The 25,553-nt window shown below is 61.2% G+C and carries 24 protein-coding genes; 17 read left to right on the top strand and 7 right to left on the bottom strand.

Features of this window, described 5'->3' with window-relative positions; translation table 11 throughout:
* Nucleotide 1: 1 nt before the first annotated feature.
* Together A6U98_RS02830 and A6U98_RS02835 are read right to left on the bottom strand one after the other, a co-directional pair.
* Nucleotides 2-427 (bottom strand): response regulator, encoded by a 426-nt coding sequence (locus tag A6U98_RS02830; protein ID WP_003545468.1) that lies wholly within the window; start codon nt 425-427, stop codon nt 2-4.
* Nucleotides 414-2,720: a PAS domain-containing sensor histidine kinase gene (locus tag A6U98_RS02835; RefSeq protein WP_197496335.1), complete on the bottom strand. Its 2,307-nt coding sequence runs from the start codon at nt 2,718-2,720 to the stop codon at nt 414-416. The genes A6U98_RS02830 and A6U98_RS02835 overlap by 14 nt, the downstream gene beginning before the upstream one ends.
* 28 nt (nt 2,721-2,748) lie before the next feature.
* Here A6U98_RS02835 and A6U98_RS02840 point away from each other — a divergent pair, with 28 nt between their 5' ends.
* The 3 genes from A6U98_RS02840 (at nt 2,749) to A6U98_RS02850 (ending at nt 4,779) form a co-directional block, all read left to right on the top strand.
* Nucleotides 2,749-3,126 carry a response regulator gene (locus tag A6U98_RS02840; protein ID WP_064647885.1) on the top strand — a complete coding sequence of 126 codons (378 nt, stop codon included), beginning with the start codon at nt 2,749-2,751 and terminating at the stop codon, nt 3,124-3,126.
* A 480-nt stretch (nt 3,127-3,606) separates the two neighbouring features.
* A complete protein-coding gene (locus tag A6U98_RS02845) occupies nt 3,607-4,311 on the top strand; it encodes a LuxR C-terminal-related transcriptional regulator (protein WP_064647888.1) in 705 nt (234 codons plus the stop codon).
* Nucleotides 4,312-4,341: 30 nt separating this feature from the next.
* Nucleotides 4,342-4,779 carry a response regulator gene (locus A6U98_RS02850; RefSeq protein ID WP_064647890.1) on the top strand — a complete coding sequence of 146 codons (438 nt, stop codon included), beginning with the start codon at nt 4,342-4,344 and terminating at the stop codon, nt 4,777-4,779.
* A 104-nt stretch (nt 4,780-4,883) separates the two neighbouring features.
* Here A6U98_RS02850 and A6U98_RS02855 read toward each other — a convergent pair whose 3' ends face one another.
* From A6U98_RS02855 to ybaL, 4 genes are all read right to left on the bottom strand, one after another.
* Nucleotides 4,884-5,591 (bottom strand): ATP-binding protein, encoded by a 708-nt coding sequence (locus A6U98_RS02855; RefSeq protein ID WP_064647892.1) that lies wholly within the window; start codon nt 5,589-5,591, stop codon nt 4,884-4,886.
* Between the two features lie 191 nt (nt 5,592-5,782).
* A complete protein-coding gene (gene secD / locus A6U98_RS02860; protein WP_064647894.1) occupies nt 5,783-8,332 on the bottom strand; it encodes a protein translocase subunit SecD in 2,550 nt (849 codons plus the stop codon).
* 83 nt (nt 8,333-8,415) lie between these two features.
* Nucleotides 8,416-8,796: a hypothetical protein gene (locus A6U98_RS02865; protein WP_064647896.1), complete on the bottom strand. Its 381-nt coding sequence runs from the start codon at nt 8,794-8,796 to the stop codon at nt 8,416-8,418.
* Between the two features lie 54 nt (nt 8,797-8,850).
* Nucleotides 8,851-10,671 carry a YbaL family putative K(+) efflux transporter gene (ybaL, locus tag A6U98_RS02870; protein WP_064647898.1) on the bottom strand — a complete coding sequence of 607 codons (1,821 nt, stop codon included), beginning with the start codon at nt 10,669-10,671 and terminating at the stop codon, nt 8,851-8,853.
* A 34-nt stretch (nt 10,672-10,705) separates the two neighbouring features.
* Between ybaL and A6U98_RS02875 the strand changes: the two genes are divergently transcribed.
* Entirely contained in the window at nt 10,706-11,005 is a 300-nt protein-coding gene (locus A6U98_RS02875) for a helix-turn-helix transcriptional regulator (protein WP_064647900.1), read from the top strand.
* A gap of 81 nt (nt 11,006-11,086) precedes the next feature.
* On the opposite strand, the gene A6U98_RS02880 is transcribed toward A6U98_RS02875, so the two are convergent.
* Nucleotides 11,087-12,508: a glycosyltransferase family 39 protein gene (locus tag A6U98_RS02880; RefSeq protein ID WP_064647902.1), complete on the bottom strand. Its 1,422-nt coding sequence runs from the start codon at nt 12,506-12,508 to the stop codon at nt 11,087-11,089.
* 625 nt (nt 12,509-13,133) lie between these two features.
* On the opposite strand from A6U98_RS02880, the gene A6U98_RS02885 reads away from it, so the two are divergent.
* From A6U98_RS02885 to A6U98_RS02945, 13 genes are all read left to right on the top strand, one after another.
* Entirely contained in the window at nt 13,134-14,768 is a 1,635-nt protein-coding gene (locus A6U98_RS02885) for a globin-coupled sensor protein (RefSeq protein ID WP_064647904.1), read from the top strand.
* Between the two features lie 63 nt (nt 14,769-14,831).
* Nucleotides 14,832-15,128, top strand: a complete 297-nt coding sequence (locus A6U98_RS02890; protein WP_003545491.1) for an STAS domain-containing protein — start codon at nt 14,832-14,834, stop codon at nt 15,126-15,128.
* A complete protein-coding gene (gene cheY1, locus A6U98_RS02895; RefSeq protein WP_003545492.1) occupies nt 15,125-15,490 on the top strand; it encodes a chemotaxis response regulator CheY1 in 366 nt (121 codons plus the stop codon). Before A6U98_RS02890 ends, cheY1 begins: the two co-directional genes overlap by 4 nt.
* Nucleotides 15,491-15,507: 17 nt before the next feature.
* On the top strand, nt 15,508-17,793 hold the full coding sequence (locus tag A6U98_RS02900) for a chemotaxis protein CheA (protein WP_064647907.1): 2,286 nt from the start codon (nt 15,508-15,510) through the stop codon (nt 17,791-17,793).
* Nucleotides 17,794-17,797: 4 nt separating this feature from the next.
* Nucleotides 17,798-18,265: a chemotaxis protein CheW gene (locus A6U98_RS02905; RefSeq protein ID WP_064647909.1), complete on the top strand. Its 468-nt coding sequence runs from the start codon at nt 17,798-17,800 to the stop codon at nt 18,263-18,265.
* A complete protein-coding gene (gene cheR, locus A6U98_RS02910; protein WP_003556484.1) occupies nt 18,262-19,170 on the top strand; it encodes a protein-glutamate O-methyltransferase CheR in 909 nt (302 codons plus the stop codon). The genes A6U98_RS02905 and cheR overlap by 4 nt, the downstream gene beginning before the upstream one ends.
* Nucleotides 19,167-20,210 (top strand): protein-glutamate O-methylesterase CheB, encoded by a 1,044-nt coding sequence (cheB, locus tag A6U98_RS02915; protein ID WP_017958976.1) that lies wholly within the window; start codon nt 19,167-19,169, stop codon nt 20,208-20,210. The genes cheR and cheB overlap by 4 nt, the downstream gene beginning before the upstream one ends.
* A complete protein-coding gene (locus A6U98_RS02920; protein ID WP_003556488.1) occupies nt 20,211-20,600 on the top strand; it encodes a response regulator in 390 nt (129 codons plus the stop codon).
* Complete coding sequence (gene cheD / locus A6U98_RS02925) at nt 20,597-21,151, top strand: chemoreceptor glutamine deamidase CheD (protein WP_003545509.1); 555 nt, start codon at nt 20,597-20,599, stop codon at nt 21,149-21,151. The genes A6U98_RS02920 and cheD overlap by 4 nt, the downstream gene beginning before the upstream one ends.
* Before the next feature lie 16 nt (nt 21,152-21,167).
* The gene (locus A6U98_RS02930; RefSeq protein ID WP_003545510.1) at nt 21,168-21,557 is read left to right on the top strand and encodes a hypothetical protein; all 390 of its coding nucleotides are present in this window, start codon (nt 21,168-21,170) and stop codon (nt 21,555-21,557) included.
* 210 nt (nt 21,558-21,767) lie between these two features.
* On the top strand, nt 21,768-23,459 hold the full coding sequence (fliF, locus tag A6U98_RS02935; RefSeq protein ID WP_064647911.1) for a flagellar basal-body MS-ring/collar protein FliF: 1,692 nt from the start codon (nt 21,768-21,770) through the stop codon (nt 23,457-23,459).
* 403 nt (nt 23,460-23,862) lie between these two features.
* Nucleotides 23,863-24,609, top strand: coding sequence for a helix-turn-helix transcriptional regulator (locus A6U98_RS02940; protein WP_064647913.1), 747 nt, complete (start codon nt 23,863-23,865; stop codon nt 24,607-24,609).
* A gap of 8 nt (nt 24,610-24,617) precedes the next feature.
* On the top strand, nt 24,618-25,364 hold the full coding sequence (locus A6U98_RS02945) for a helix-turn-helix transcriptional regulator (protein ID WP_064647915.1): 747 nt from the start codon (nt 24,618-24,620) through the stop codon (nt 25,362-25,364).
* The last annotated feature ends 189 nt before the right edge of the window (nt 25,365-25,553 follow it).

Below are 25,553 nucleotides of genomic sequence, written 5' to 3' on the forward strand. Positions count from 1 at the left end.
GTCAGTCCTCGAGCGGCAGGATCGCGATTTCGAACCAGTACTCCTTCAGCCGCTGGATCGCGGCGAAGAGCCCGTCGAGATCCACCGGCTTCTGCACATAGGTATTGGCGCCGAGCGCATAGCAACCTTCGATGTCACGCTCGTCGTCGGAGGTGGTGAGGATCACCACCGGGATCTTGCGCCAGCCGGCGTTCGACTTGATCGCCTCCAGCGTCTTGCGGCCGTCAAGACCCGGCATGTTGAGGTCGAGCAGGATCAGCCCGGGTTTCGGCACCATCTCGGCGAGCATGTCGAGCGCTTCCTGACCGGAGGCCGCCCAGCGAATCGAATTGCGCAGATTGGTGCGTTTGAAAGCGCGCATCGTCGCTTCGAAATCGTCTTCGCTGTCCTCGACGATCAGGATCGGTTGCGTATCACGCTGCTGCATTCTGCCCCTCGCGCTTTTTTCCCAGAGTGAAGTAGAATGTCGTGCCGGTGCCGACCTCCGATTCCAGCCAGATATCGCCATTGTGCCGCGCGATGATCTTGCGAACGAAGGTGAGGCCTGCTCCGGTCCCGTCGTCGGAATCCTGCGACTTTTCCAGCCGTTTGAAAATGCGGAAAATATCCTCGTGGAATTCCTGCGGAATGCCCTTGCCGTTATCCTTAACGAAAAACACGTTGCGGGCAACCGTGCCGTCCTTGCCGACGAACCGGTCAAGATAGCCGATCGAGACGAGCGGCGCCGGCTTGTCGTTGTATTTGATCGCGTTGGTTATGAGATTGCGGAACACTTCGGTCAATCGCGTCGCGTCGCAGACCACCTCCGGCAGCCGGCCGTCGATGATGACCTTGGCGTGCCGTTCCTCCAGCAGCAACTCCATCGTCCCGACGACATCCTTGACGATCAGGCCGATATCGGTGCGTTTGACCGCCAACTGCTGTCGTCCGAGCCGGGAGAAATAAAGAAGCTCGTTGACGAGCTTCTCCATGCGCTGGCTGAGACGCACGAGCCGGTTCAGCCGGCGCACGCCGTCCGCATCGAGCTTGTCTTCATAATCTTCCAACAGGAAGCGGGAGTGGTTGTGCAGACCGCGCAGCGGTTCCTTGAGATCATGCGAGGCGATATAGGCGAATTCATCGAGGTCGTGGTTGCTGCGCTCAAGCTCGGCCGTATAGGCTTCGAGCTGGGAAAGCGTCGTTTTCATCCGTTCTTCCTGCCGGACGCGCTCGCTGATGTCGCGCACGATACCGACGAAGGTCTTCGTATGGCCGGTGACGACGGCGCTGATGGAAACATCGATCGGAAAGACGATGCCGTTCTTGCGTCGTCCGGAGACCATGCGCGTCGTGCCGATGATGCGCTCCTCGCCGGTCTTCCGGTAATGGGCGAGATAGCCGTCGTGCTCGGAATGGTAGGGTTCGGGCATCAGCATCTTGATATTTTTGCCGATCGTCTCCTGCGGGGAGTAACCGAACATGCTTTCAGCCGCCGGATTGAAGTTCTTGATCGTTCCACGCTCGTCGATGACGACGACGGCATCAGGCGTGCCGCGCACCAGCGCGCCGAAGCGGACGCGCTCGCTTTCGAGGTTATAGTTGTTGCGCATGAAATAGAAGACGAGGAGCGCGATCAGCCAAAGTGTGGCAGCCGTAATGGTGCGGTTGGCGATCTCCTGCCAGAAACCGGCCTCGTCGTGTCTGGCGGCGAAAAAGCCGAGCATCAGGAGCACGGTACAGGCAAAGGCGAAGAAAAGCGGCGCATTTCTGTTGCCGAACCAGAGCGCCGTCAGCACCAGCGGTACATAGAGAATGCCGTTGGCGACCCCCAGCGGCGTATAGAGATCGACGAGAAGGCCGGTGAAGCAGACCGCAGCCGGAATCCAGAGCGGGATCTGCGCCCGGTTTGCCGGCTGCATCCACCAGGAGCGGGCGAGAAGCCCGGAGCCGAAGATCACCATGCCGACCGCCGTATGCAGCGCCATCGCCGCATAGGGCCCCCAGCGGTAGCCCTGTTCGGCATCGGTGACATAGCCGGCCAGCGCGATCATGCCGAGGGTGATGACGACATAGCTCGTCAATTCCTGCACCACCTGGCTTCTCGACCTCTCCACCCGGAGCGAGAGCAGCAGCGAAAGATTGGCGATCAGGAAGACCAGCGCGGTGTTCGGCCCCATGCCGCCGCCGATCTCGGCAATGAAATCCGGCGAAACCAGGAAGCGCGAGATCAACACGTCGACATTGTGAAAACTCCGCCCGATCATGACGATTTCCGCGAGCCGGGCCGCGGCGATCGCCGCCGCAAGCCCCGCCGTGATCGCCGCCGTTGCTCGAAAACGGCGGGCGGCGAGTGTCGAAGCGGCAAGCCCCACGCCGCAAAGCACGAAGCAGAGCGCGGTATTGAAGGCCATCGACGGAAAGCCGGGAACCAGCGAAATGACAATCTCGACCTGCAGCAGCCAGCCGGTAAGCGCCGTCACGCCGAGAAGGAACATCAGGCAGCCGACGGCAATCGCAAAGCCACGGTAGTGTCGCCTTGGCTGGTCCTGCAGGTCCACGTTGCCCTGATCCTGCACCCGTGTGTCCTCCTTCGGTTTGCGCGGCCATCTTTTCCGAAATCGAGGAATACTCAATAGGCAAGGCAGGGCGGTGCCGCGCTTTTTGCGAAATGATCTGCGATGAGGTATATCGAATTTTAGTGGAACCGCGGTATGGTGATGTCGAAGGACAGCGAGGTTCATTCGAACAATATCCAAATCACGGTGCTAGATGACCACCCTATTTTATGTCGACGACAGCAAGGATGACCTCTTCTATGTCGACTATATGAGCAGAAAGCAGCAGTTAGACGTTGATCTATTCTGTTTCTCCACAGCCGAAATGGCGCTGGAGGCATTGGAGACACGCGCGGCGGAAGGCAAGACCTCGCCCGATCTGCTGGTCGCCGATCTCTACATGCCGCTCGATAGCGGCATCGGCCTGATCACTCGGTTGCGCCTGGATGATCGTTTCAAGGCGATGCGGCTTGCTATCTGCAGCGGATCGGATGCTGCCGAGGACCGCGCGCGCTCACTCGATGCCGGCGCCGATGTCTATCTGGAAAAGCCGCTTGACCTTGCCGCGATCATTCTCAATCTTGAGATGTAGAAAACGGCGAAAGCCGTATGCCCTATTCCGTCTCATTCGTCCAAGCCATCTGACAAACCGCAATTGACAAGGTCGAGGGCGCATCACAAGATGCAACCGACGCGAAGAATATGGAACGCAAAATAAGCGCTGAGAGAACCGATCAACCCGCGTTCGCCGCCACGAACATCAACCAACCCCTTAGCTGAATGGGTCTATCGGCTCTCTCGCGCTTACGTCTGGCACTGCCTTCTCGCATTCATGGATGTTGAATGCAGGAAGAATACGATACCCAGGTAAGAACTACTGCCCCTCAGTAAAATCTGCCCGTGCATCACCTGTCGTTGAGATAATTGATGATTTCCGCCTTACATATCGAAAGTCCCCGTTTTCGATATCTCTCATCAATCGTCTCGCAATTTTTGTAGCTCTTCGCGTTTAAGACGTATATCCCAAGATTTCGGGATTAGAGGCATTGGCGGGAGGAGAGGAAGAGTGGGAATGAGCAATGCCCCGGCAATTCCCTTTCATGCCGGACCGGAACTGAGCCGGGCGATCAACCGCACCGATTTTTTCCGTCTGCTGAAATCGGCGGCGCAGCATTACAACTTCGACAATTTCGCACTGGCCCGCATTTCCGAGGCTTCGGCCCCTTTCGGTGAACGCGATATCGTCATCACCAATGTTGCCGAGCGGCGTGTCGGCCTTTTCATTACGACGTTGAAGGAAGCGCTGGGCACCGTCCGGGCGAAGACCGCCCAGTTCCTGGCAACGCCGGTCCATGGCCGGAGCGCACAGCCTGAAGATTATTCGTCCGATCTTGTTTTCAACGAGTTTCTGAGCGGCGTCTTTCTCTTCATCCCGCTGTTCACGCCGGAAGGGCGGCGATATTGCCTCGTCCTCAGCGGCGAGCGTCAAGCGCCGGATCAGAGTGAGATCGCCGACATGCTTCTCGACGCCATGCGCATTTTCGATAAGCTCTACGAGGAAATCCTGACGCCGGAAATGTCCGGACGGCTGACCCAGCGCGAATCGGAAATCGTCAAATGGACTAGCGAAGGCAAGACGTCGGCGGAAATCGCCATCATTCTCGGTCTGTCCGAACATACGGTCAATTCGCACATCACCGCGGCCGCGCGCAAACTTGACGCTGTGAACCGCGTTCATATGGTGGCGATCGCCTTGAGGAATGGTTTGGTTTCGTGAAGTTGGTTTCGGGATTGAGGAAATGAGACGATGATCACCGAAACGAGCCGGAGGAATGCCGTAAGGGTTCTCTTTGTCGACGACGAATTCATCGAATTCCGCGCGCTCAAGAAGAAGATCGCCGATCTCTCCGAGCCGGCCGTCGAGGTTGAATATTCGCAATCGATCGGTGACGCGCTGGAAAAGATCCGCGCGGCGCGCTTCGATCTCATCCTTCTCGACAATCGCCTTTTGCCCAATGCCGATTTCCGCGACACGGTGCCGGAGCTGCGCGGCATCGGTTACACCGGTCCGATCGGCGTCGTCTCGACCGATATATCGGGCGGCTACTTCCAGGAATTCCCGGATTACGGCGTCGATTTTCGCATCGGCAAGGACGAAATCGATGCCCAGACGCTGCAGCACATCATCCGTGAATACGTGACCTATGACGTCCCGGATTTCTGGAAGGACGATTACAGCATCTAAAGCGCGTCGCGATCTTTCGGATTCGCTTGTCGCGCTTTAGTTTTTGTACTTTCGCAATTTCGGACGCAAAACCGCTGCACACTTTTGCTGGAATTGCTCTAATCTCAGGCAATCGGAAGACGGATGATGAAGCGACTGCCGCTTTCATCCGAATGTTCGAGGCTGATATCGCCGCCGAGGGCCGTCAGAAATTCCCGCGTCGTCGTCAGTCCAAGACCGGCGCCCTGGACCGTTCCCGGCTTCGGCAATTTCCAGAAAGGCTCGAATATCCGCTCCCGATAAGCCGGATCGATGCCCGTGCCGTTGTCGGAAATCCGGATGAACCAGTCCGTCCCCTCGCGCTCCGCGGCAATGGCCACATGCGGCGGTGCTTCCCCGCGATAAATGAGCGCATTGGTCAGCAGATGCCGCAGCACCAGACCGAAGAGGGCAGGGTCGGTACGGATGGAGGGCAGGCCGTCGCTTTCGAGCGTCGCCTCGCCGACCGCCGTCTCGTCGGTCAGTTCGCCCCAGACATTTTCGGCGAGCGCCTGCAGATCGACCTCTTCGGGCGTCACTTGAGGTGTGCCACCGGCAAGGCTCATCAATGCCTTGGTGAGGCGCTGTGCCGTCTGCGCCTTTTCCATGATCATCCGCAGGCTCTGAAGCTGTTCGCCGTCGAGCGTCTCCTCGAGATCGTCGAGCAGCAGCTCGGCATACATGGCGATATGGCGGAGCGGCGATTGCAGGTCGTGCGAGGCGGTCGCGAGGAAACGCTTGATGCGCTCCTCGCCGTCGCCGGCAACGGTGGGTGTCGTCGGGTTGGATGACATCTGGCGGTTTCCCCGATCTTTTAACAGCGCCGCGCATCTTTTCGGACGCGCGAAGAACGCTGTAGCACTTTGAATTGCTGCATTATTTTATCCTTAAATCGATTCCGATTTCAGGAATTATCGTAGCCGACAATAGAAAGAGGGCGCCGGCTCTGCAACCGGCGCCCCATCAAGGATGCGTTAACGGGATTTTAGCTGGCGGACTTGCGCGGGCGGCCCTGTTCCGGCGGAATGATCTCGACTGCCTCATCGGCTGCGGGTGCGGCCTTGGCATGGCGGCGGCGCCAGTCGCCGAGGAAGAGCAGGATGGGTGCCGCGATGAAGATAGACGAGGCGCCGGCCACGAGAATGCCGAAGACCATCGGAATCGCGAAGCTCGAGACCGCGCTGCCGCCCCAGATCGCCATCGGCACCAGCGCGAGGAAGGCCGTCGCATTGGTGTAAAGGCTTCGCGCCAGCGTCTCGTTGATCGACTTGTCGATGATCTCGCGCAGCGGCATCGACTTGTAGAGCCGCATGTTTTCGCGCATGCGGTCATAGACGACGACCTTGTCGTTCACCGAGTAGCCGACGAGCGTCAGGATGGCGGCGATCGCCGTCAGATTGAAGTCGAGGCCGGTGATCGCGAAGAAGCCGATCGCCTTGGTGACGTCGAGCACCAGCGTGACGATGGCGCCGACGGCGAACGGCCATTCGAACCGCACCCAGATATAGATGAGCATTGCAAAGCTTGCGATCACGACCGACAGGATGCCGGCCCAGGCAAGCTCGCCGCTGACCTTCGGGCCGATGACGTCGGTGCCTTCGACGGTGGCGGTCGGATCGATCTTGGCGACTTCGGCCTTCAGTTTGGTCACTGCTGCAGTCTGCGCCTCTTCGCCACCTTCCTGCCGTTGGGCACGAACGAGAATGCTGCTTTTGTCGCCGAAGGACTGCAGAGTGATTTCGCCGAGGCCGAGACTATCAAGACCTTCGCGGAACTTCGCAAGATCGGCCGTGCCCTGGGTCTTGACGGCCATCTGGATGCCGCCGCGGAAATCGACGCCGTAGTTGAGACCGGGATGAATGAAGAGCACGACGGAGGCGATCGAAAGCAGCGCCGAGACGGTGACGCCGAAGAAGCGGGCCTTCATGAACTCGATGTGCTTGTCATAGGGGCTGAACGGGATCAACGGCCGGATGTTCAGCACCTTGAGCTTGCGGCGGCGGGTGATCTCGATCATCGCCACACGCACGAAGGCGACCGATGTGAACATCGAGATGATCAGGCCGAGCGCCATGGTCACGGCAAAGCCGCGAACCGGTCCGGAGCCGAAAAAGAACAGGATGGCAGCAGCGATCAGGGCCGTCATGTTGCCGTCGATAATGGTCGAATAGGCACGGCGGAAGCCGGTGTCGATGGCGGCGAAGGCGCTCTTGCCCTTGCGCGTTTCTTCGCGGATGCGCTCGTTGATGAGAACGTTGGCGTCGACCGCAAGGCCGATGCCGAGAACGACACCGGCAATGCCTGGCAGCGTCAGCGTCGCACCAACCAGCGTTAGCGCCGAGAAGGTCAGGATTGTGTGGATCAACAGCGCGATATTCGCCAGGAAGCCCCAGGTGCCATAGAGAACGAAGATGAAGGCTGCGACGAGCGCAAAGCCGACGATGCCGGAATAAATGCCCATCTTGATGGCGTCGGCGCCAAGATCGGCTCCGACGGTGCGTTCTTCGATGACCGTCAGCTTGGCGGGCAGGGCGCCGGCGCGCAGCATGGCGGCCAGCGTCGTGGCGCTGTCGGCCGAGAAACTGCCGGAGATCTGGCCGGAGCCGCCGGTGATCGGCTCGCGGATGACGGGCGCGCTCAGCACCTTGTTGTCGAGGACGATGGCAAAGGGATTGCCGACGTTCTGGCGGGTGATCTCGGCAAAGCGGGTGGCGCCGGCGCTATCGAAGCGGAAGCTGACGATCGGCTCACGCGTATTCGGATCGAAGCTGACGCGGGCATCCGAAAGGCGATCGCCGGAGATTTCGACGCGGTCGAGGACCGGATAGGACCTGCCTTCATCGTCGTTCAGCATGGTCACGCCGGGTCCGGGCGCATTGTTCGGCGACAGCATGTGGAACGACATCTTGGCGGTGGAGCCGAGCAGTTCGCGCAGGCGTGACGGATCCTGCGCGCCCGGAAGCTGGACGAGCACGCGGTTGGCGCCGATGCGCTGGATGGTCGGCTCGGAGACGCCGACCTGGTCGACGCGCTGGCGGATGACCTCGAGGCTCTGCTGGACGGCATTGTCGACATTGGCGGCGATGCCGGCCCGCGAGAAGCCGACGGTAATGGTGGCGCCGTTCGCCGTGACATCAAGATCGGCCTGGCCGGCGCTGAGGCCGGTGCTGATCGGGTTGGCAAGCGTCTTGAGTTCGGTGACGGCAGCATCGCTCTGCGCGGCGTCGGCAAGCGTCACGACGATCTGGTTCTGGCTGCGGACCACGGCTTTCGGCTGGATGCCCTTTTCGCGCAGCACGCGGCGCGCGTCCTGAAGCAGCGATTGCAGCCGCTCCTTGGTAAGGTCGGCTTCGTCGACTTCCAGAACGAGGTGCGAACCGCCGCGAAGGTCGAGGCCGAGCGACACCTGCTCATGCGGCAGCCAGGCGGGCACGCGCTGGAGGACGGATTGCGGCAGGACGTTCGGCAGGGCGATCAATAGGCCGAGTAGGATGATCACCGTATAGGTGGCCACCAGCCATCGTGAAGTACGCATGTTGTATTCCTTGATATCGAGGGCCGGCGCTCGGGCGCTGGCGGCATGTCGTCAATGGTCGGGAGCGCCGATCGGCGCGAGCGTCAGGCAGCGACCGGCGGTGCGCGCGGCTGATGGGTCCTGGAGACTGCGGCATGAAGCGAAGCTTCAAATGCCGGAAAAGGCGCGGCCATGGTCCAGCCGGAAAAATCGACAACCGGGGCGGCGGCAAGGGCAAACGGTCCGGCGTCATGCGCCGCCTGCTTCGGTGCAAGCTTGCGTTCAGTGGCAAGCAGCCCGCGCACGGCATCGCGCGCAGTCAGCTGCGGCGGCTGCGAATCCTGATCGGAGGAGGAAAGCGTATTGGCGGCGGCGGCCGGCGAGATCACCAGATTGCCGCCGAAAAGCAGGCCGAGATAGGCAAGGACGGCGACGAGGAGGGAAGCGGCGATACGGCTCGTCAGACGGCGCTGGTCCAGCTCCATCTTCTCCGTCCCGGCGATGTCACTCCAGTATCGGCTCAAAAGCGCGCCAATCTCTCATTCTCTTTCCGGCGGAGGGCCATCCGTCGGCATAATTGTATCAGGCTCATGCCCGTCTTCATAGGGCACACTCTCATGATGCACTTGAGCGAGCCGGTCAACCATGCCCAGCGCGATTTCACGCTCGCCCATGATGACTGTGTCGGCGCCATATTGCTTCAGCTCATCGACCTCGGCGTCGGAATGGGCGCGGGCGACGATGAGGATCGATGGATTGACGCTGCGGGCCTGCTCGACGATGCGGCAGGCTTCGAAGGCGTTCGGGATGGCGATAGCAATGCTGCGGGCGCCAGAGAGATTGGCAAGGTCGAGCGTTTCCCGCATCACCGCATTGCCCGACAGAGTTTCGATACCCTGCGCCTTCAGCTCGCCGATGCGCTTGTCGGAGTCCTCGATGACGAGAAAAGGTGTGGCTGATGACTTGAGATTCTGTCCGACGATGCTGCCAACCCGCCCGTAGCCGACGAGAATGGAGTGGCCGCTGAGAGCGGTCGGGTGCACCTCGTCGTCTTCGGGCGGCATCTCCTCCTGCGCCGCTATCGCATCTGCAGCGGGAGGAGGGTCCGCCACGACGTCTTCGCGCTTTGCACCATCCAGCAGCGGCCGCATGCGGTCGCAAAGGAAGAACAGCAGCGGATTGAGGATGATCGAGATAATGGCGCCGGCAAGGATCAGATCACGGCCTTCCTCCGGCAGCAGCCCCAGTTCGACGCCGAGGGCGGCGAGGATGAAGGAGAATTCGCCGATCTGGCCGAGGCTGGCCGAAATCGTCAGCGCCGTACTGAGCGGCTTCTTGAAGGCGAGCACGATGAGGAGCGCGGCGGCGGACTTGCCGATGACGATGATGAAGATGGTGGCGAGGATCGGCAGCGGTTTGTCGATCAGGATGTTCGGATCGAACAGCATGCCGACCGAGACGAAGAACAGTACGGCAAAGGCGTCTCGCAGCGGCAGGCTTTCCTGTGCGGCGCGATGGCTGAGCTCGCTTTCGGCAAGCACCATGCCGGCAAAGAAGGCGCCGAGCGCCAGCGACACGCCGAAGAGCTTCGCCGCTCCGAAGGCGACGCCGAGCGCGATCGCCAGCACGCCGAGCCGGAAGAGTTCGCGCGAACCGGTATGGGCGATGCGATGCATCGTCCATGGAATAAGCTTGCGGCCGAAAACCAGCATCAGCGCCACGAACAATGCCACCTTCACCAGCGTCATGGCGATCATGCCGCCGATGCCGAGATCGAGGCCGAACAGGCGGCTCAGCGCGGCTGAGAGCGGCTCGACGGGAGCGTGACCCTCACCGCCGATGCTGGCTGCGGCCGGGATCAGCACCAGTGCCAGCACCATGGCGAGATCCTCGACGATCAGCCATCCGACGGCGATCCTGCCGCGCTCCGTCTCGACCAAGCGCCGCTCCTGCAGCGCTTTCAAGAGCACCACGGTGGAGGCGACCGAAAGCGCCAGGCCGAAGACCAGGCTGCCGCCGGTCGGCCAGCCCATGAAGGCGCCAAGCCCCCAGCCGAGCAGTGTCGCAAAGGCGATCTGCACGATCGCGCCGGGCACGGCGATGCCGCGCACCGATAGCAGGTCTTTCAGGGAGAAGTGCAGCCCGACGCCGAACATCAGAAGGATGACGCCGATTTCGGCCAGCTCCGGCGCCAGGTTCTGATCCGCCACATAACCTGGTGTATGCGGCCCCACCAGCACGCCGGCGATCAGATAACCGACGAGCGGCGGCATCCGCAGCCGATGGGCGAAGGCGCCGAAGATGAAAGCCAGCACGAGGCCGCCGACGATTGTCGAAATCAAGGGCGTATCGTGTGGCACTGATGTCTCCCGATCTGGAAATCCCGTTCGCAATATGACATATATGGTCTATATCGACCAATATGGGCAACTTGAAATCATGGGTCAAGGCGCAAGGGAAACAATTCTCACCCCCGCTCTCTGCCGCGCGGCGCGCGGGCTGCTCGACTGGACCCAGACCGACCTTGCCGAAAAGGCTGCCGTCTCGCGCAGCACCATCCGCGATTACGAGGGCCGGCACCACGACATCCATCGTGCGACGGAGGCACAGCTGCGCCTCGCCTTTGAGGAAGGCGGCGTCAAATTCGTGGAGATCGAAGGGACGGGCACCGGCCTCTGCCTGCCCGCTGCATAAAATCATGCAGCCATTCAAAGTGTTACCGCGCCGCACCTCTGAAAAGGGCTTGGCGCGGTCATAGAGCAGGCTGAAACCCGCTCAGGGCGCCAGGCAGGTGGCAGAGACCTTGTAGATGGAAAGCGTCTTGCCCTTGTAGTTGCCCTCCGTCGGCTGCCAGTTCTTCAGCACTTCGGGCGTCTCGGTGGCGCAGGTGAAGGCCCCGTCCGTCAGGAACAGCACCTTGCCGGTGATATCGCCGGGCAGAGCGAATTCCTGTTCGTAATAGCTCTCCGGTAGGCCTGCGGGCGCCCGCGCAAAGACCCTGTAGGATGTATCGCGGAGCGTATAGAAAAGATCGGCGACCATATCGCGATTGTCGGTGACGATAATGTCGGTGCCGGCCTGGGTTGCGAGTGCAGCGGCCTCGCGGCTGACCTCGGCGCGGCCGAGATAGCGCTTCATCACCTCGTCGCCGTTCGGGAGCAGCAATTGATGCGGAAAGATCGTCGCCAGCGGAAAGAGCAGGCTGGCGATGCCGTTGATGGTCAACGACAGCCTGAGCCCCTTCGGCCACTTCAGGTAAAGTAGCCAGACGGCAAGGATGGTGCCGGCGACATAGGCAGTCACCGCCCAGTTGGCATAGGCCTTGGCGACGGTTGCCTGCAGCGTGATGAGCACCACCACCGGCATCGACAGCCAGATCAGCATCTTCTCGCGGTCGTCGCTCCTGCCCTTGATCATGCGGTAGACCGCCCAGAGCATCGCGAAGAAGATGATCGGCCCGACGACGCCGAACTGGGCGGAGAAGAATTCAAGCCCGCGACGGAGATTGATGCCGAGGTCGCTCCAATGGGCGATGTCCTGCGTATGCCGCACCGTCGTGTTGTCGTGCTGCAGGTTCCACCAGAGGTTCGGCAGGGCGACGACCGCCGCGACCGCGACCGCGATGATGAAATCGCGAATGGCGATGCGCGCCGCCGGAATGAGGAGGAGGGCAATCGCGCCGCCCGGAACGACGAACAGCACCGCATATTTCGTCAGGAAGGCGAGGCCGACGCCAAGGCCCATGACCAGCGCCAGCCCGACCGAGCGCCGCTTCGTAAGGCCGAAATAGGCAAGCAGCGCGATCGCGATGAAGAATAGCAGGATCACGTCGGTCGAGAAGAACACCGAAGAAAGCGCAACACCGGGGAGCGTGATGTAGGTGGCGCCCGTCCAGCCTTCGATCTCCGGCCCGACGAAACGTTTTGCCGTCTTCATCAGCGCCAGTGCCGCCGCCATATGGATCAGCGGTCCGAGCAGCCTGATCCAATAGATAGCGTTGGAGCCGGAAAGCTCGGTCATTGCCCGGATCACCCACGCAATCATCGGCGGCTTGGAATAATAGCCGAGGTCGAGGTTTTGCGACCAGAACCAGTATTGCGCCTCGTCGACGAAAAGGTCCGTCGCATCGAAATTGAGCAAGACGACGCGCCAGAGCGTGAAGCCAAGAACGATGAGGAGACCAGATCTGGGGGACATGAACCGATAGTTCCGCTGACATGAAAGGCGCGAGTGCGATACACCAAAGGTGCCGGACTGCCAACGGGGACGGGTGGTTTTTAGAACACCCGAAGGGCGCGGATATCGCGGTTTGCGGCGAGGGAATCGACGCGGGCGACGGCTGCAAGCAGCGTCATTGCAATCAAGCAGGCACCCAATCCGAGAACAATCATTGCTCTGTCCTTGTCGACGTCATGTCTTGGTATCGACCGGCATATAACACGGAGCTTGCGTGTGCCTTGTAGCAGCCATGCAACTCCGCAACAGTATTTGCTGTGAACGGCCCTTGAATTGCTTCAAAAGCCTGTCCTCCGAAAGGCTTATTAACCTTCAAGCAAGGAATTAACCATAAACATTGATGTACACGTCGGAATGGGAAGATGCACTCGTTCCCACCAGGCATGACGCCGTCCCGCCGTACCGGGTTGATCCGGTATCCATCTCTTCAGACAGCTCCGAAACATAGCTGATCAGGGGGTTTCGATCCGCCGGTTGTAACCGGTGGTGAGGACCGTCTCCACGCTTCGCGTTCAACGGATGCTGCGCAAGTTTTTGGCCGGGCCTTCGCCCGGAAAGTGGTTGGGGACAGGCGTTGAGGCAGGACATGCCATCAGATCAGGCTCGTGGAGCGCAGGCAGGCAGCTTGCGCGACCGCCTGCGCTTTGCCGGTCTCGATGCCGACCAGTGCGAGCTGGTGCGCCGTAACCGGCCGGCGCTCGAAGCCCATCTGAAGGCAGGCATCCGGGATCTCTTCCACAGGTTCCAGTCATTCCCCGACGCCTCGCGCAATTTCGAGAGCGAGCGCCAGGTCGAGCGCCTGCACGATCTGCAGTCCTCACATTGGGACGTGCTGACGGATGCGCGGTTCGACAGCCTCTATGCCGAGCGCGTCAAGGTTCTCTCCGATACCGAAAGCAAGATGGGCCTCGACCCGCGCTGGCACGTGGCCGGCCATGGCGTCATGCTGGAGCATGTCCTTTCCGGCCTCGCCGAAGAGATCGCCGGCCGTCCGCTGCTGCCGTCGGCCAAGCGCCGCGCCCGCGAAATCTCCGATCTGATGACGGCGATCATCCGCATCGTCATGGTCGATGTGGAAATTGCCGTCTCGCTCCGCTTCAATGCGCTGCGCGCCGCCCAGAGCCGCGCGCTCGCTGATCAGCGCGCTGACAACGAGGCCGAAATCATCAGGATCTTCGGTGATGTCATCGAAAGCCTGTCCGCACGCGACCTGACGCGCCGCGCGCCGGTCGACGGCGACGGCGCCTATGGCGGCATCGCCGCCGCACTGAACGGCGCGTTGGACGGCCTCCAGGCCGAGTTCACTGCCATCACCGAGCGCACGGTCAAGGCCGAAGCGGCGACCGGCTCGCTCGCCGGCCTGTCGCGGCAGTTTGCCGGCACGGCTTCCGGCCAGGCCGACCGGCTGCAGCTTTCCGCCGCGGCCCTTGCCGGCATCGCCGGCAGTGTGCGCGATGGTGCTGCCGACAGCCGCGCTGCCGAACAGGCGGCCGCCACGACGCGCGCCGCCGTCGAGGAAAGCGGCGAGGTCGTCGGCCGCGCGATCAGCGCCATGGCCGATATCGAGCAGTCGGCCGAAAAGATCGGCCAGATCATCGGCGCGATCGACGAGATCGCCTTCCAGACCAATCTTCTGGCGCTGAATGCCGGCATCGAGGCCGCCCGCGCCGGCGATTCGGGCCGCGGTTTTGCCGTCGTCGCCCAGGAAGTCCGCGCCCTTGCCCAGCGTTCCGCCGAAGCCGCCCGCGAGATCAAGACCCTGGTGACGACGACCAAGGCGCAGGTCGATGCCGGCGTGCAGATGGTCGGCCGCACACAGGATTCGATCGGCAGCATCGTGCGCCAGGTCACCGACATCAACGCCGCCATATCAGGCATCGCCACCCGAACCGGCGAACATGCCGCAAGCCTCGACAGCGTGACATCAGACCTCAAGGGCCTGGGTGGCGAGGTGGCCGATAGCGCCGCCCTTGCGGAGCGCTCGGCCGAAGGTGCCGACCACCTCCACACCGTCATTCTCGAGCTCGGCCAGACGATTCGCGAATTCCGCATCGCCCGGGAAAACGCCACTGCCGGACGCCCGGCGCCGGTGCGCGTGACACCGCCGCGCGCCCTTGAGGGCACTACCCGCCCGGCACCGGTCGTCGACGAATACGAAAATGACGATTTTGGCCTTCCGCAAGCGTTCGCAAGCGTCGGAGGTGGGCGGAATGTTTACTAACCTATCGGATGATTGCCTCAGCTCGTCTTTTCGGGCCGGGGACAAGGGGACAAGGAAAAGCTGATGGCAGCAAAGAAGAGTGGCAAGACGCTGGATTTGACAGCGGTGCTCGACCTCAACGAGGCTTCCGCCTTGCGCGATAAACTCCTCTCTCTCCGGGGTAGCGGTCTTTCGATAGACGCTTCCGGCGTCGAACGGATCGGTGCTCTTTGCGCCCAGGTTCTGATGTCCGCCGAGAAGACCTGGGAGCAGGACAAGCAGCCGTTCACCTTCTCCAAGGTGTCCGACGCATTTCAGAAAACCATGCAGCTGGTTGGCGTCAATATTGACCACCTGCTTGCCAAGGAGATTCGGCAATGAAGAAAAAAGTGCTGACCGTGGATGATTCCCGCACCATCCGAAACATGCTTCTCGTGACGCTGAACAATGCTGGCTTCGAGACGATCCAGGCGGAAGACGGCATCGAGGGCCTCGAGGTTCTCGAAGAGTCCAATCCTGACGTCATCGTGACCGACATCAACATGCCGCGCCTCGACGGTTTCGGCTTCATCGAAGGTGTCCGCCGCAACGAGAAATATCGGGCGATCCCGATCCTGGTTCTGACCACCGAAAGCGACGCGGAGAAGAAGAACCGCGCCCGCCAGGCCGGTGCCACGGGCTGGATCGTCAAGCCTTTCGACCCGGCCAAGCTGATCGATGCCATTGAGCGTGTAACCGCTTAAACCCAGGATTTGCTCCTATGGATATGAACGAAATCAAAGAGATCTTTTTCCAGGAGTGCGAGGAACAGCTCGCCGAGTTGGAATCCGGTCTTCTGAAAATGAATGATGGCGATCGCGATCCGGAAACCGTCAATGCGGTGTTCCGTGCGGTGCATTCGATCAAGGGTGGCGCCGGCGCCTTCGGCCTTGACGATCTGGTCGCCTTCGCCCATGTTTTCGAGACCACTCTCGATTGCGTTCGATCCAACAAGCTTGAGCCGAACCAGGACGTCCTGAAGGTGATGCTGAAGTCGGCCGACGTGCTCGCCGACCTGACGAATGCTGCGCGCGACGGCGGCAGCGTCGATGAAAGCCGCAGCCGCGGCCTCGTCAAGGAACTCGAGGCGCTGGCCAACGGCGAATTGCCGTCTCCCTCTTCGTCAGCCGAGGCGCCCGCGCCGAAGGCCGCCGCAAAGGCTGCTCCCGCCGCTCCGGCGCCGACCCCCAAGCCGACGGACGACAGCGGCTTCCAGCCGGTCCCCTTTTCCTTCGACGATTTTGGCGGCGAAGACGATGCGGGCGGCATGCCGGCCTATGAAGTCATCTTCAAGCCGCGTTACGAACTCTATTCCAAGGGCAATGACGCCACCCTGCTGCTGCGTGATCTCTCGCGCCTCGGTGAAATGACGATCTATTGCAATACGGATGATCTGCCGGGCCTCGATGAACTCGATCCGGAAGGCGCTTATTTCTTCTGGAACGTCACGATCAAGACGGACAAGGGCGAGGACGCCATCCGCACCGTCTTCGAATTCGCCGAGTGGGATTGCGAACTGACGATCAAGCCGGTCGAAGAAGCAAGGGCTGACGCGACCAGCAACGACGAACTGCCGATGGTGCCCGTTCCCTTCGATCTGTCGATCCTGGACGAAACGGGCGCGATGGAAGAGGTTTCCGCCTCGGACGCGCGGGCCGAGGAGACGGCCGCGGCCGTTGCCGCCGCCGAGACTGCCTCCAACGTCACGCAGATTGTCGCCGCCCGTGTCGAGAAGAAGGAATCGGCAGCCGCCGCAGCGGCCGCAGCAAGTGCTGCCGCCCAGAACAATGCCGCCGGCGCCGGCCAGACCATCCGCGTCGATCTCGACCGTGTCGACCGCCTCATCAACCTCGTCGGCGAATTGGTCATCAACCAGGCGATGCTGTCGCAGAGCGTCATCGAGAATGACACGACCGGCACCTCCTCGATCAATATGGGCCTCGAGGAGTTGCAGCAGCTCACTCGCGAGATCCAGGACTCGGTCATGGCGATCCGTGCGCAGCCGGTGAAGCCGGTGTTCCAGCGCATGTCGCGTATCGTTCGCGAAATCGCCGACATGACCGGCAAGTCGATCCGCCTGATCACCGAGGGTGAAAACACCGAAGTCGACAAGACGGTCATCGACAAGCTCGCCGAACCGCTGACCCACATGATCCGCAATGCCGTCGACCACGGCATCGAAACGCCCGAAAAGCGTGCAGCCGCCGGCAAGAACACCGAAGGCACCGTCCGTCTGACCGCCAAGCATCGTTCGGGACGCATCCTGATCGAGCTTGCCGACGACGGCGCCGGCATCAACCGCGAGAAGGTCCGTCAGAAGGCGATCGACAACGACCTCATCCCGGCCGATTCCAACCTGTCGGACGAAGAAATCGACAACCTGATCTTCCTGCCGGGCTTCTCGACGGCCGACAAGATCTCCGACATCTCCGGCCGCGGCGTCGGCATGGACGTCGTCAAGCGTTCGATCCAGGCGCTCGGCGGCCGCATCAACATCACCTCGAAGCCGGGTCACGGCTCGGTCTTCACCATGAGCCTGCCACTGACGCTCGCCGTCCTCGACGGCATGGTGGTCACTGTCGCCGGCCAGACGCTGGTCGTGCCGCTGACGGCAATCGTCGAGACCCTGCAGCCGGAAGCTGCCGCGATCCACTCCTTCGGTGCGAACCACCGGCTGATCTCGATCCGCAACAGCTTCTGCCCGCTGGTCGATGTCGGCCGCATCCTGAACTTCCGCGCCACCCAGGCCAATCCGGTCGAGGGTGTGGCGCTTCTGGTGGAATCCGAAGGCGGCGGCCAGCGCGCCCTGATGGTCGATGCCATCCAGGGTCAGCGCCAGGTGGTCATCAAGAGCCTGGAAGCGAACTACACCCATGTGCCGGGCATTGCCGCCGCCACCATCCTCGGTGACGGGCGCGTCGCTCTCATCCTCGATGTCGACGCGGTTGTCGGCGCCTCGCGCGGCCAGTCGCTCAAAGCGGAAATGTCGTTAGCAGCGGTGGGCTAAGGGAATGTCGTACACTGTAAAAAATCTGAACGAGGGGGATCGCGAGCTGATCGCGTTCCGCATCGGGGATCAGGAATTTTGCGTGAACATCATGTCGGTTCGCGAAATCCGCGGCTGGACCCCGGCAACCGCGATGCCGCATTCGCCTGGCTATATGCTGGGTGTCATCAACCTGCGCGGCGCGGTGCTGCCGATCATCGATCTTGCGGCCCGGCTCGGCATGAAGCCGGCCGATCCGACTGCCCGTCATGTCATCATCGTCGCCCAGGCCCGGCGTAAGGTCGTCGGCCTGCTGGTCGATGCCGTTTCCGATATCCTGACGGTGACCGACGAAACCATCCAGCCGACGCCCGAGATCTCTTCCGAGCTCGAGCGTCAATTTGCCCGCGGCGTTCTCGCCATCGAGAAACGCATGATCTGCCTGATCGAACTCGAATCCCTCTTTCCAGAGACCGAAAGCGAAGCCGCATGAGTGTAATGGGCGCAAAAGATCAGAGGCAGGGATCCGACGAGGTCCTGGCAAGCGGAGAATATCCGCTGACGCGCCGCGACCTCACCGAGATCGCCGCGATGATCTATTCGGATGCCGGCATCTTCCTCAACGAGACGAAGGCGTCGCTCGTCTATTCGCGCCTGTCGAAGCATATCCGCAATCTTGGCCTGTCCGGCTTCCGGGAATATTGCGACCTCGTCGCTTCGCCGGCGGGTGCTGCGCCACGCCGCGAGATGCTCTCGCATCTGACGACCAATTTTACCCGCTTCTTCCGCGAAAACCACCATTTCGACCATCTGCGCGACCACGTCCTGCCGGAGCTTCTGCAGCGGGCGAGATCGGGCGGCAGGGTACGCATCTGGTCGGCCGCCTCCTCCGACGGGCAGGAACCCTATTCGATCGCGCTGACGGTGCTGTCGCTGATGCCGAATGTCGCGGATTACGACTTCAAGATCCTGGCGACCGACATCGATCCGAAGATCCTCGCGATCGCTCGGGCCGGCGCCTATGACGAAAATGCGCTCGAAACCGTGTCGCCGGCCATGCGCAAGCAATGGTTCAGCGAAGTCGAGGTGCAGGGCCGCAGGAAGTTCCAGGTCGACGACCGCGTGAAGCGGCTGATCACCTACAACGAGCTGAACCTGATGGCGCAATGGCCGTTCAAGGGCAAGTTCGACGTCATCTTCTGCCGCAACGTCGTCATCTATTTCGACGAGCCGACGCAGATGAAGATCTGGCAGCGTTTCGCCGGTCTGCTGCCGGAGGGCGGTCATCTCTATATCGGCCATTCCGAGCGTGTTTCGGGTGAGGCAAAACACGTCTTCGACAATATCGGCATCACGACCTATCGCTATACGACCAAAGGTCTCGGGAGGAAGGCATGAGCGCTCCGGCAAGGGTTCTCGTTGTTGACGACTCGCCGACGATGCGGGGGTTGATCACTGCCGTGCTGAGTTCCGACCCCGAGGTCAACGTCATTGGCCAGGCCGGCGACGCTCTGGAAGCGCGCGAGGCGATCAAGCGACTGAATCCCGACGTCCTGACGCTCGACATCGAGATGCCGAACATGAACGGCCTCGATTTCCTCGAAAAGATCATGACGCTGCGTCCGATGCCTGTCATCATGGTATCCACGATGACCCATCGCGGCGCCGAGGCGACGCTTGCGGCGCTGGAGATCGGCGCGTTCGACTGCGTCGGCAAGCCGGCGCCGGGCGAACTGAGGCCGTTCGGCGACCTCGCCGAGAAGGTCAAGGCCGCCGCGCGCACGCAGCGCCAGTATTCCCAGCCCGTCGCCGCTGTCGCGCCACCACCCTCGGTCGCCGACTTCCGCGTCGGCCGCAAGATCGTCGCGATCGGCTCGTCGACCGGCGGCGTCGAGGCACTCATTGCCGTGCTGCAGAAATTCCCGGCGAATTGCCCGCCGACGGTCATCACCCAGCATATGCCGCCGACCTTCACCAAGAGCTTCGCCGAACGGCTGAACCGCCTCTGTGCGCCGGTGGTGCAGGAAGCGACCGACGGCGCCCGGCTCGAAATCGGCAAGATCTATCTGGCGCCCGGCGGCGAGCGGCACCTGCAGGTCAGCGGTGCCTCGGCACCGTGCTGCCGTCTCATTGACCGCGCGCCGGTCAACGGTCACCGCCCCTCGGTGGACGTGCTGTTCGATTCGGTCGCGGAGCTGGCGGGCCGCAACGCTGTCGGCGTGATTTTGACCGGAATGGGCCGCGATGGCGCCGCCGGATTGTTGAAAATGCGCCACGCCGGCGCCAGAACGCTCGGCCAGAACGAAAAAACCTGTGTCGTTTACGGAATGCCAAGGGTTGCTCATGAACTTGGCGCCGTTGAGCAGCAGCTGCCGCTGTCTGCCATCGGTGAGGAAATATTGAAAATGACAGCCGCCCGAAAGGAAGGGACCGAATAAATGTCGATCGCGGAGAAAATCAAAGTTCTGATCGTCGACGATCAGGTAACGAGCCGGTTGCTGCTCAGCGACGCGCTGACCCAGCTCGGTTTTAAGCAGATCACGTCGGCCGGCGACGGTGAGCAGGGCATGAAGATCATGGCCGAGCAGCCGCACCACTTGGTGATCTCGGATTTCAACATGCCGAAGATGGATGGCATCGGCTTCCTTCAGGCGGTGCGCACCAACCCCAACACCAAGAAGGCGGCCTTCATCATCCTGACCGCCCAGGGCGACCGCGCACTGGTGCAGAAGGCGGCCCAGCTCGGCGCCAACAACGTGCTCGCCAAGCCGTTCACGATCGAGAAGATGAAAGCGGCCATCGAAGCCGTGTTTGGAGCCCTGAAATGATCACTGAGGGGGCAGCCCGCCGCGTGCACATCATTCAGGGCGAGTACAAGGTTCTGAACGATCCGAATGCGGTCCTCTCGACCATTCTCGGTTCGTGCGTGGCTGCGTGCCTCAGAGATCCTGTCGCCGGTGTCGGCGGCATGAACCACTTTCTGCTGCCCGGTTCGGCGACGTCGCCGACATCAGGCGGTGATGCCACACGTTACGGCGTGCATCTGATGGAATTGCTGATCAACGGTCTCCTGAAGCAGGGCGCCCGGCGCGACCGGCTGGAGGCAAAGATCTTTGGCGGTGCGAAGACGATCTCGACATTCTCCAATGTCGGTGAGCAGAACGCGGCCTTTGCCGTGCAGTTCCTGAGGGATGAAGGCATTCCGGTGGTCGGTTCCTCGACCGGCGGAGAGCATGGACGCAAGCTTGAATATTGGCCGGTCTCCGGTCGTGCCCGGCAATACCCCCTGACCGGCGCCGAAACGCAGAGAACCGTCGCTCTCGAGCAGCGCCCCGCCGCTCCGCAGAAGCCCGTCGAAACCAGTATCGAATTTTTTTGATGGCGAGGATTTTCATATGACATTTACCCAGATGATGGAGCCGCCTGCGCCTGTTGAAGCGCTGAGCGACATCCTGATGCGCATCGTGTCCGAACTGCACGACGTCGCCTATCTCATCGAGCGCATCGAGCCGCAGCTTCTCGAAATCGGCGGCGCCGAAATCCTGAATTCGCCGGATGCCATGAAGGTCATGCAGGGCATTGATCTGGCCGTGCAGAAATCACGCGGCCTTGCCGAATTCATCGACACCATCACCGGCGAAATCCCGCACGGCTGGGCAGTCGACGTCGCAACCGCGCTCAGCCTCGTCAAGCTGGCGGAGATGCAGAAGGCATTGGGCGGCGCCACACGCCACGGCCATTCCCAGCCATTGAGCAAGGCAGCCGGCGACTTCGATTTCTTCTAGAACGTCTCCGTTTCTCTCCGAGCCACGGCAACGCTCTCTCTTTGTTCTTGCGCAATTCCGGACCCAAAACCGCTGCGCATTTTTGCTGGAATTACTTCAGGCCTTTTGGCTCCCGCACGCTCTCACGAAACGCTCGCACAAGTTTCGCCGACTATTCGTCTGATGAGGCAATAAGCCTGCTTTGTCTTTGACGGATCGTGCGAGAACAGAATGAATCTGTTAAATCAATTAGTTCAGATCTTTAAGAACTTCGGTTCCCTGGGCCGAACACGCCTGATGATTCTTGGAGGCGTCGGTGCCCTTTCCATTGCAATCATCCTTGCGGCCGCCCTTTTCGTCAACAAGCCGGCACAGGAAACGCTCTATGTCGGTCTGGATTCGCCCGATCTCAACCAGATCAGCATGGCGCTTGCGGAAGCCAACATCAATTTCCAGGTCGGCACGGATGGCTCCAGCATCAGCGTTCCCGCGGGGATGACGGGCAAGGCCCGCCTGATGCTTGCCGAGCGCGGCCTGCCGAACAGCGCCAATGCCGGTTATGAACTCTTCGACAATGTCGGCTCCCTCGGCCTGACCTCCTTCATGCAGGAGGTAACGCGGGTTCGAGCGCTGGAAGGCGAAATCGCCCGCACCATCCAGTCGATCTCGGGTATAACAGCCGCACGCGTCCACATCGTCATGCCGGAGGTCGGAAACTTCCGGAAGGCGGAGCAGAAACCGACCGCATCCGTCATGATTCGCGCAAGCGCCACCACCGGGCGCAGTGCAGCGACCTCGATCCGCCATCTCGTCGCCTCGGCCGTGCCGGGGCTTGACGTCGATGACGTGACCATCCTCGATTCCGCCGGCCAGTTGCTCGCTTCGGGCGACGAGGCGAGCAACAGCTCGCTGAACCGCTCGCTCAACATCGTCCAGAACGTTCAGCAGGAAGTCGAATCCAACATCGACAAGGCGCTGGCACCCTTCCTCGGCATGGACAACTTCCGCTCCAGCGTCACCGCCGATCTCAACACCGACGCCCAGCAGATCCAGGAAACGACCTACGATCCCGAATCCAAGGTCGAACGCTCGGTCCGCTCGACGAAGGAAGCTCAGCAGTCGCAGCAGAAGCAGTCCGATAGCGCAACGACAGTCGAGCAGAACATTCCGCAGGCGGCTCCCGAGGCCGGCGGTTCCGCCGGGCCTGAATCGCAAGACAAGTCCGACAAGCGCGAAGAGCAGACCAACTACGAAATCAATAGCAAGACGACGGCGACGACCCGCAGCAGCTACAAGGTCGAAAAGCTTTCGATCGCCGTGGTGGTCAACAAGGGCCGTATCGCCAAGATGGTCGGTGAGCCCGCCGATCAGGCCAAGGTCGACGCCTATCTTGCCGAAATGCAGAAGATCGTCGCTTCGGCCGCCGGCATCGACGCCAAGCGCGGCGACGTCGTCACCGTGACAGCCATGGACTTCCTCGAGAACCAGTTGCTCGAAGACGCCACCGGTGGTGTCCGCGTCATGGACATGCTGAGCCGCAACCTTGCCGGCATCATCAACTCGCTCGCCTTTGTCGCGGTCGCTTTCGTGGTGGTCTGGATGGGCCTGCGGCCTCTGGTGCGCAGCATCAACGGCAACGGTAGCTCCGCGGCTTTCGGCGACGCGACGCCGGAAGCGGCCGGCCTCGAGCTTCCGGACTTCGCGCCTGCATCGGGAGCACCCGGCGGCGCTCTCATGGACGGCTTCGGGTCCGACTTCGGCTTCGACAGTACCGAGGACCTGCTCAGCCTCGGCGACGACGATGGAAACTTCAATCGTCGTGTCAAGGAAGGCCCGGAACGCAAGCTTTCCCGTATGGTCGAGATCAACGAGGAACGCGCCGCGAAAATCCTCAGGAAATGGGCGATCGACGAAGCAGCGTAAAGGAAAGGCCGGGCAACCGGCCTTTTTTCATGTCGGTACCGAAGCTTGATTCCCTGACCGCTGTTTGCTGAAAAGCCGTGACTGGAAATGCGAAAGACCCAACCACGGAAATGCGGCTATAGGACGATATGATGAGATGGACTCGCGTAAAACGCGAAGCACGTTGCGATACCGCCAGAATCACCTTAGCCTCCCTATATCTTGAAGGCTGGAACGAGCGGTCGAATCAGTGCATTGGCGACAGCGAAAGTAAATCCCTAGAAGTCGGAGATGGTGATTTGCATCGGCTGGCTTACCCTTAGGTGATTCGAAATGGGATTCGAGCGGGACTTGAATTGAATCCCTTGCAGAAAAATTGCTGTTGCACCGAGTTCGATCGTTTCTCAGCCTCAGGACATTGCCAATGGATATGAATGTAATTCAGGCGAGCAAAGGCGAGAGGCATATGGCGAATTTCGCGAGCGCGGTGGTGCCGGATCTGTTGCCGCGCGATGAGCTGCTCCAGCGCCTCCACGGCGTCGCCAGCACCGGCAGGTTGCAGTCCGGTCTGCGCGCTCTGACGGACTACGTCGGTGCTTCGCACTACCTTCTGGCGCGCTGTGATCTCATCCAGGAAAGTGGCCTCGATTTCATCGTTTCGTCGGACTGGCCTTTCGATCTGGTCAGGGACATCGCCAATGATCTGGTCCGCGGCTATGCCCGGTCGACGGAGCTGGAAAAATGCATGCAGGTCTTCCAGCCGAATTTTGCTCTTCTGCCTGACAGTGCCGAAGTTCCGGATGGCGCCAGCCGCCAATATTGTTCGGTGACCTTCAATGTCGGCCGGTCGCGGCTGGCCTTGATGTTCCTGTTCGGCGAGGGGTTCATCCTTTCGCCAGAGCGCCTGCGGGACGTAGGCCTGCTTGCAGGTTATGTCGCGAGCTTCCTGCGCTGCGGTGGTACGAAGGTCGATCGCGATTTCGAATTGACCGACCGCGAGCTGGAATGCCTGTTCTGGATCGCCGAAGGCAAGACCAGCGACGAGATCGCGATGATCCTTGGAATCTCCCGCAATACCATCAACAACTACATCACCAGTGTGATGCGCAAGACGGCGACCAAGACCCGGTCCGAGGCCATTGCCTTCGCCGTCCGCAATAATCTCGTATAGGGGGATCTATGGCGTATCCAACAGGCAGGACGATGAGCAGCGCCGAGCAGCTGCGCACGGTGCGTGTGAACAGGATTTCCAGCCGGTCCGATCTTTTTCCGCGGCTGATCGCGATGCAGAAGCTCGCCGATGCGCAAGGCTTCGCGATCTTCCGCGTCAGCGGCTCGGGGCTTCCGACAAAGCAGAGGCTTGTCTGCGAGCTCGAGAACTGGGGTTCTTCCAATGCCGGTTTCGGCAAGGCCTTCACGGATGCCTACGGCGATATTCTTCTCGATCATATCGACAAGTCGCTGCTGCCGCTCTCATGGGCCGGCGGTTACGACCGTGCGGCTCCTGGTCCGGCAGACTTCTCGCCGTTCATGACGCGACTGCAGGACGGTATTCTGCCTTTCTCCGGACTTGCCTTTCCGGTGCGGCTCGGCGCCGTCGGCAATGGTTTCATCCTTTTCACCGGCGATGAGATCGATCCTTCGAGCGATACCATCGTCGAGCTGCACGGTCGCTGCTGCCATATCATGATGGATCTGCTCTCGCTCGACGAACGCCGCACGGCTGCCGCTGAGGCGCTCAGCGAACGCGAGATCGCCTGTCTGCAGCTTGCCGGCGACGGTCGCATCAGCGAAGAGATTGCCGACAAGCTCGGCCTGTCCGTGCACACCGTGAACGCCTATCTCGGCTCGGCGACCATCAAGCTCGATTCCGTCAATCGCATCCAGGCGATCGCCAAGGCGATCCGGCTCGGTTATATCAGCTGAACCCACGCGTTGTCGCTTACAGCGCCGCGCGTCTTTTCAGACGCGCCAGAGCATGTTGCGCAAAAGTGTGCAGCGGTTTTGCGATAACGACAGGCGTAAAAACAAAGACCTAGAGTCTGTCAGGGTTATTTTGAACCATACCCTGCATGTCTGAGGTAGTTGGAGCACTCCTGGGGACTGAACGCCTTC

The organism is Rhizobium sp. WYCCWR10014, assembly GCF_001657485.1.
Lineage (GTDB): Bacteria > Pseudomonadota > Alphaproteobacteria > Rhizobiales > Rhizobiaceae > Rhizobium.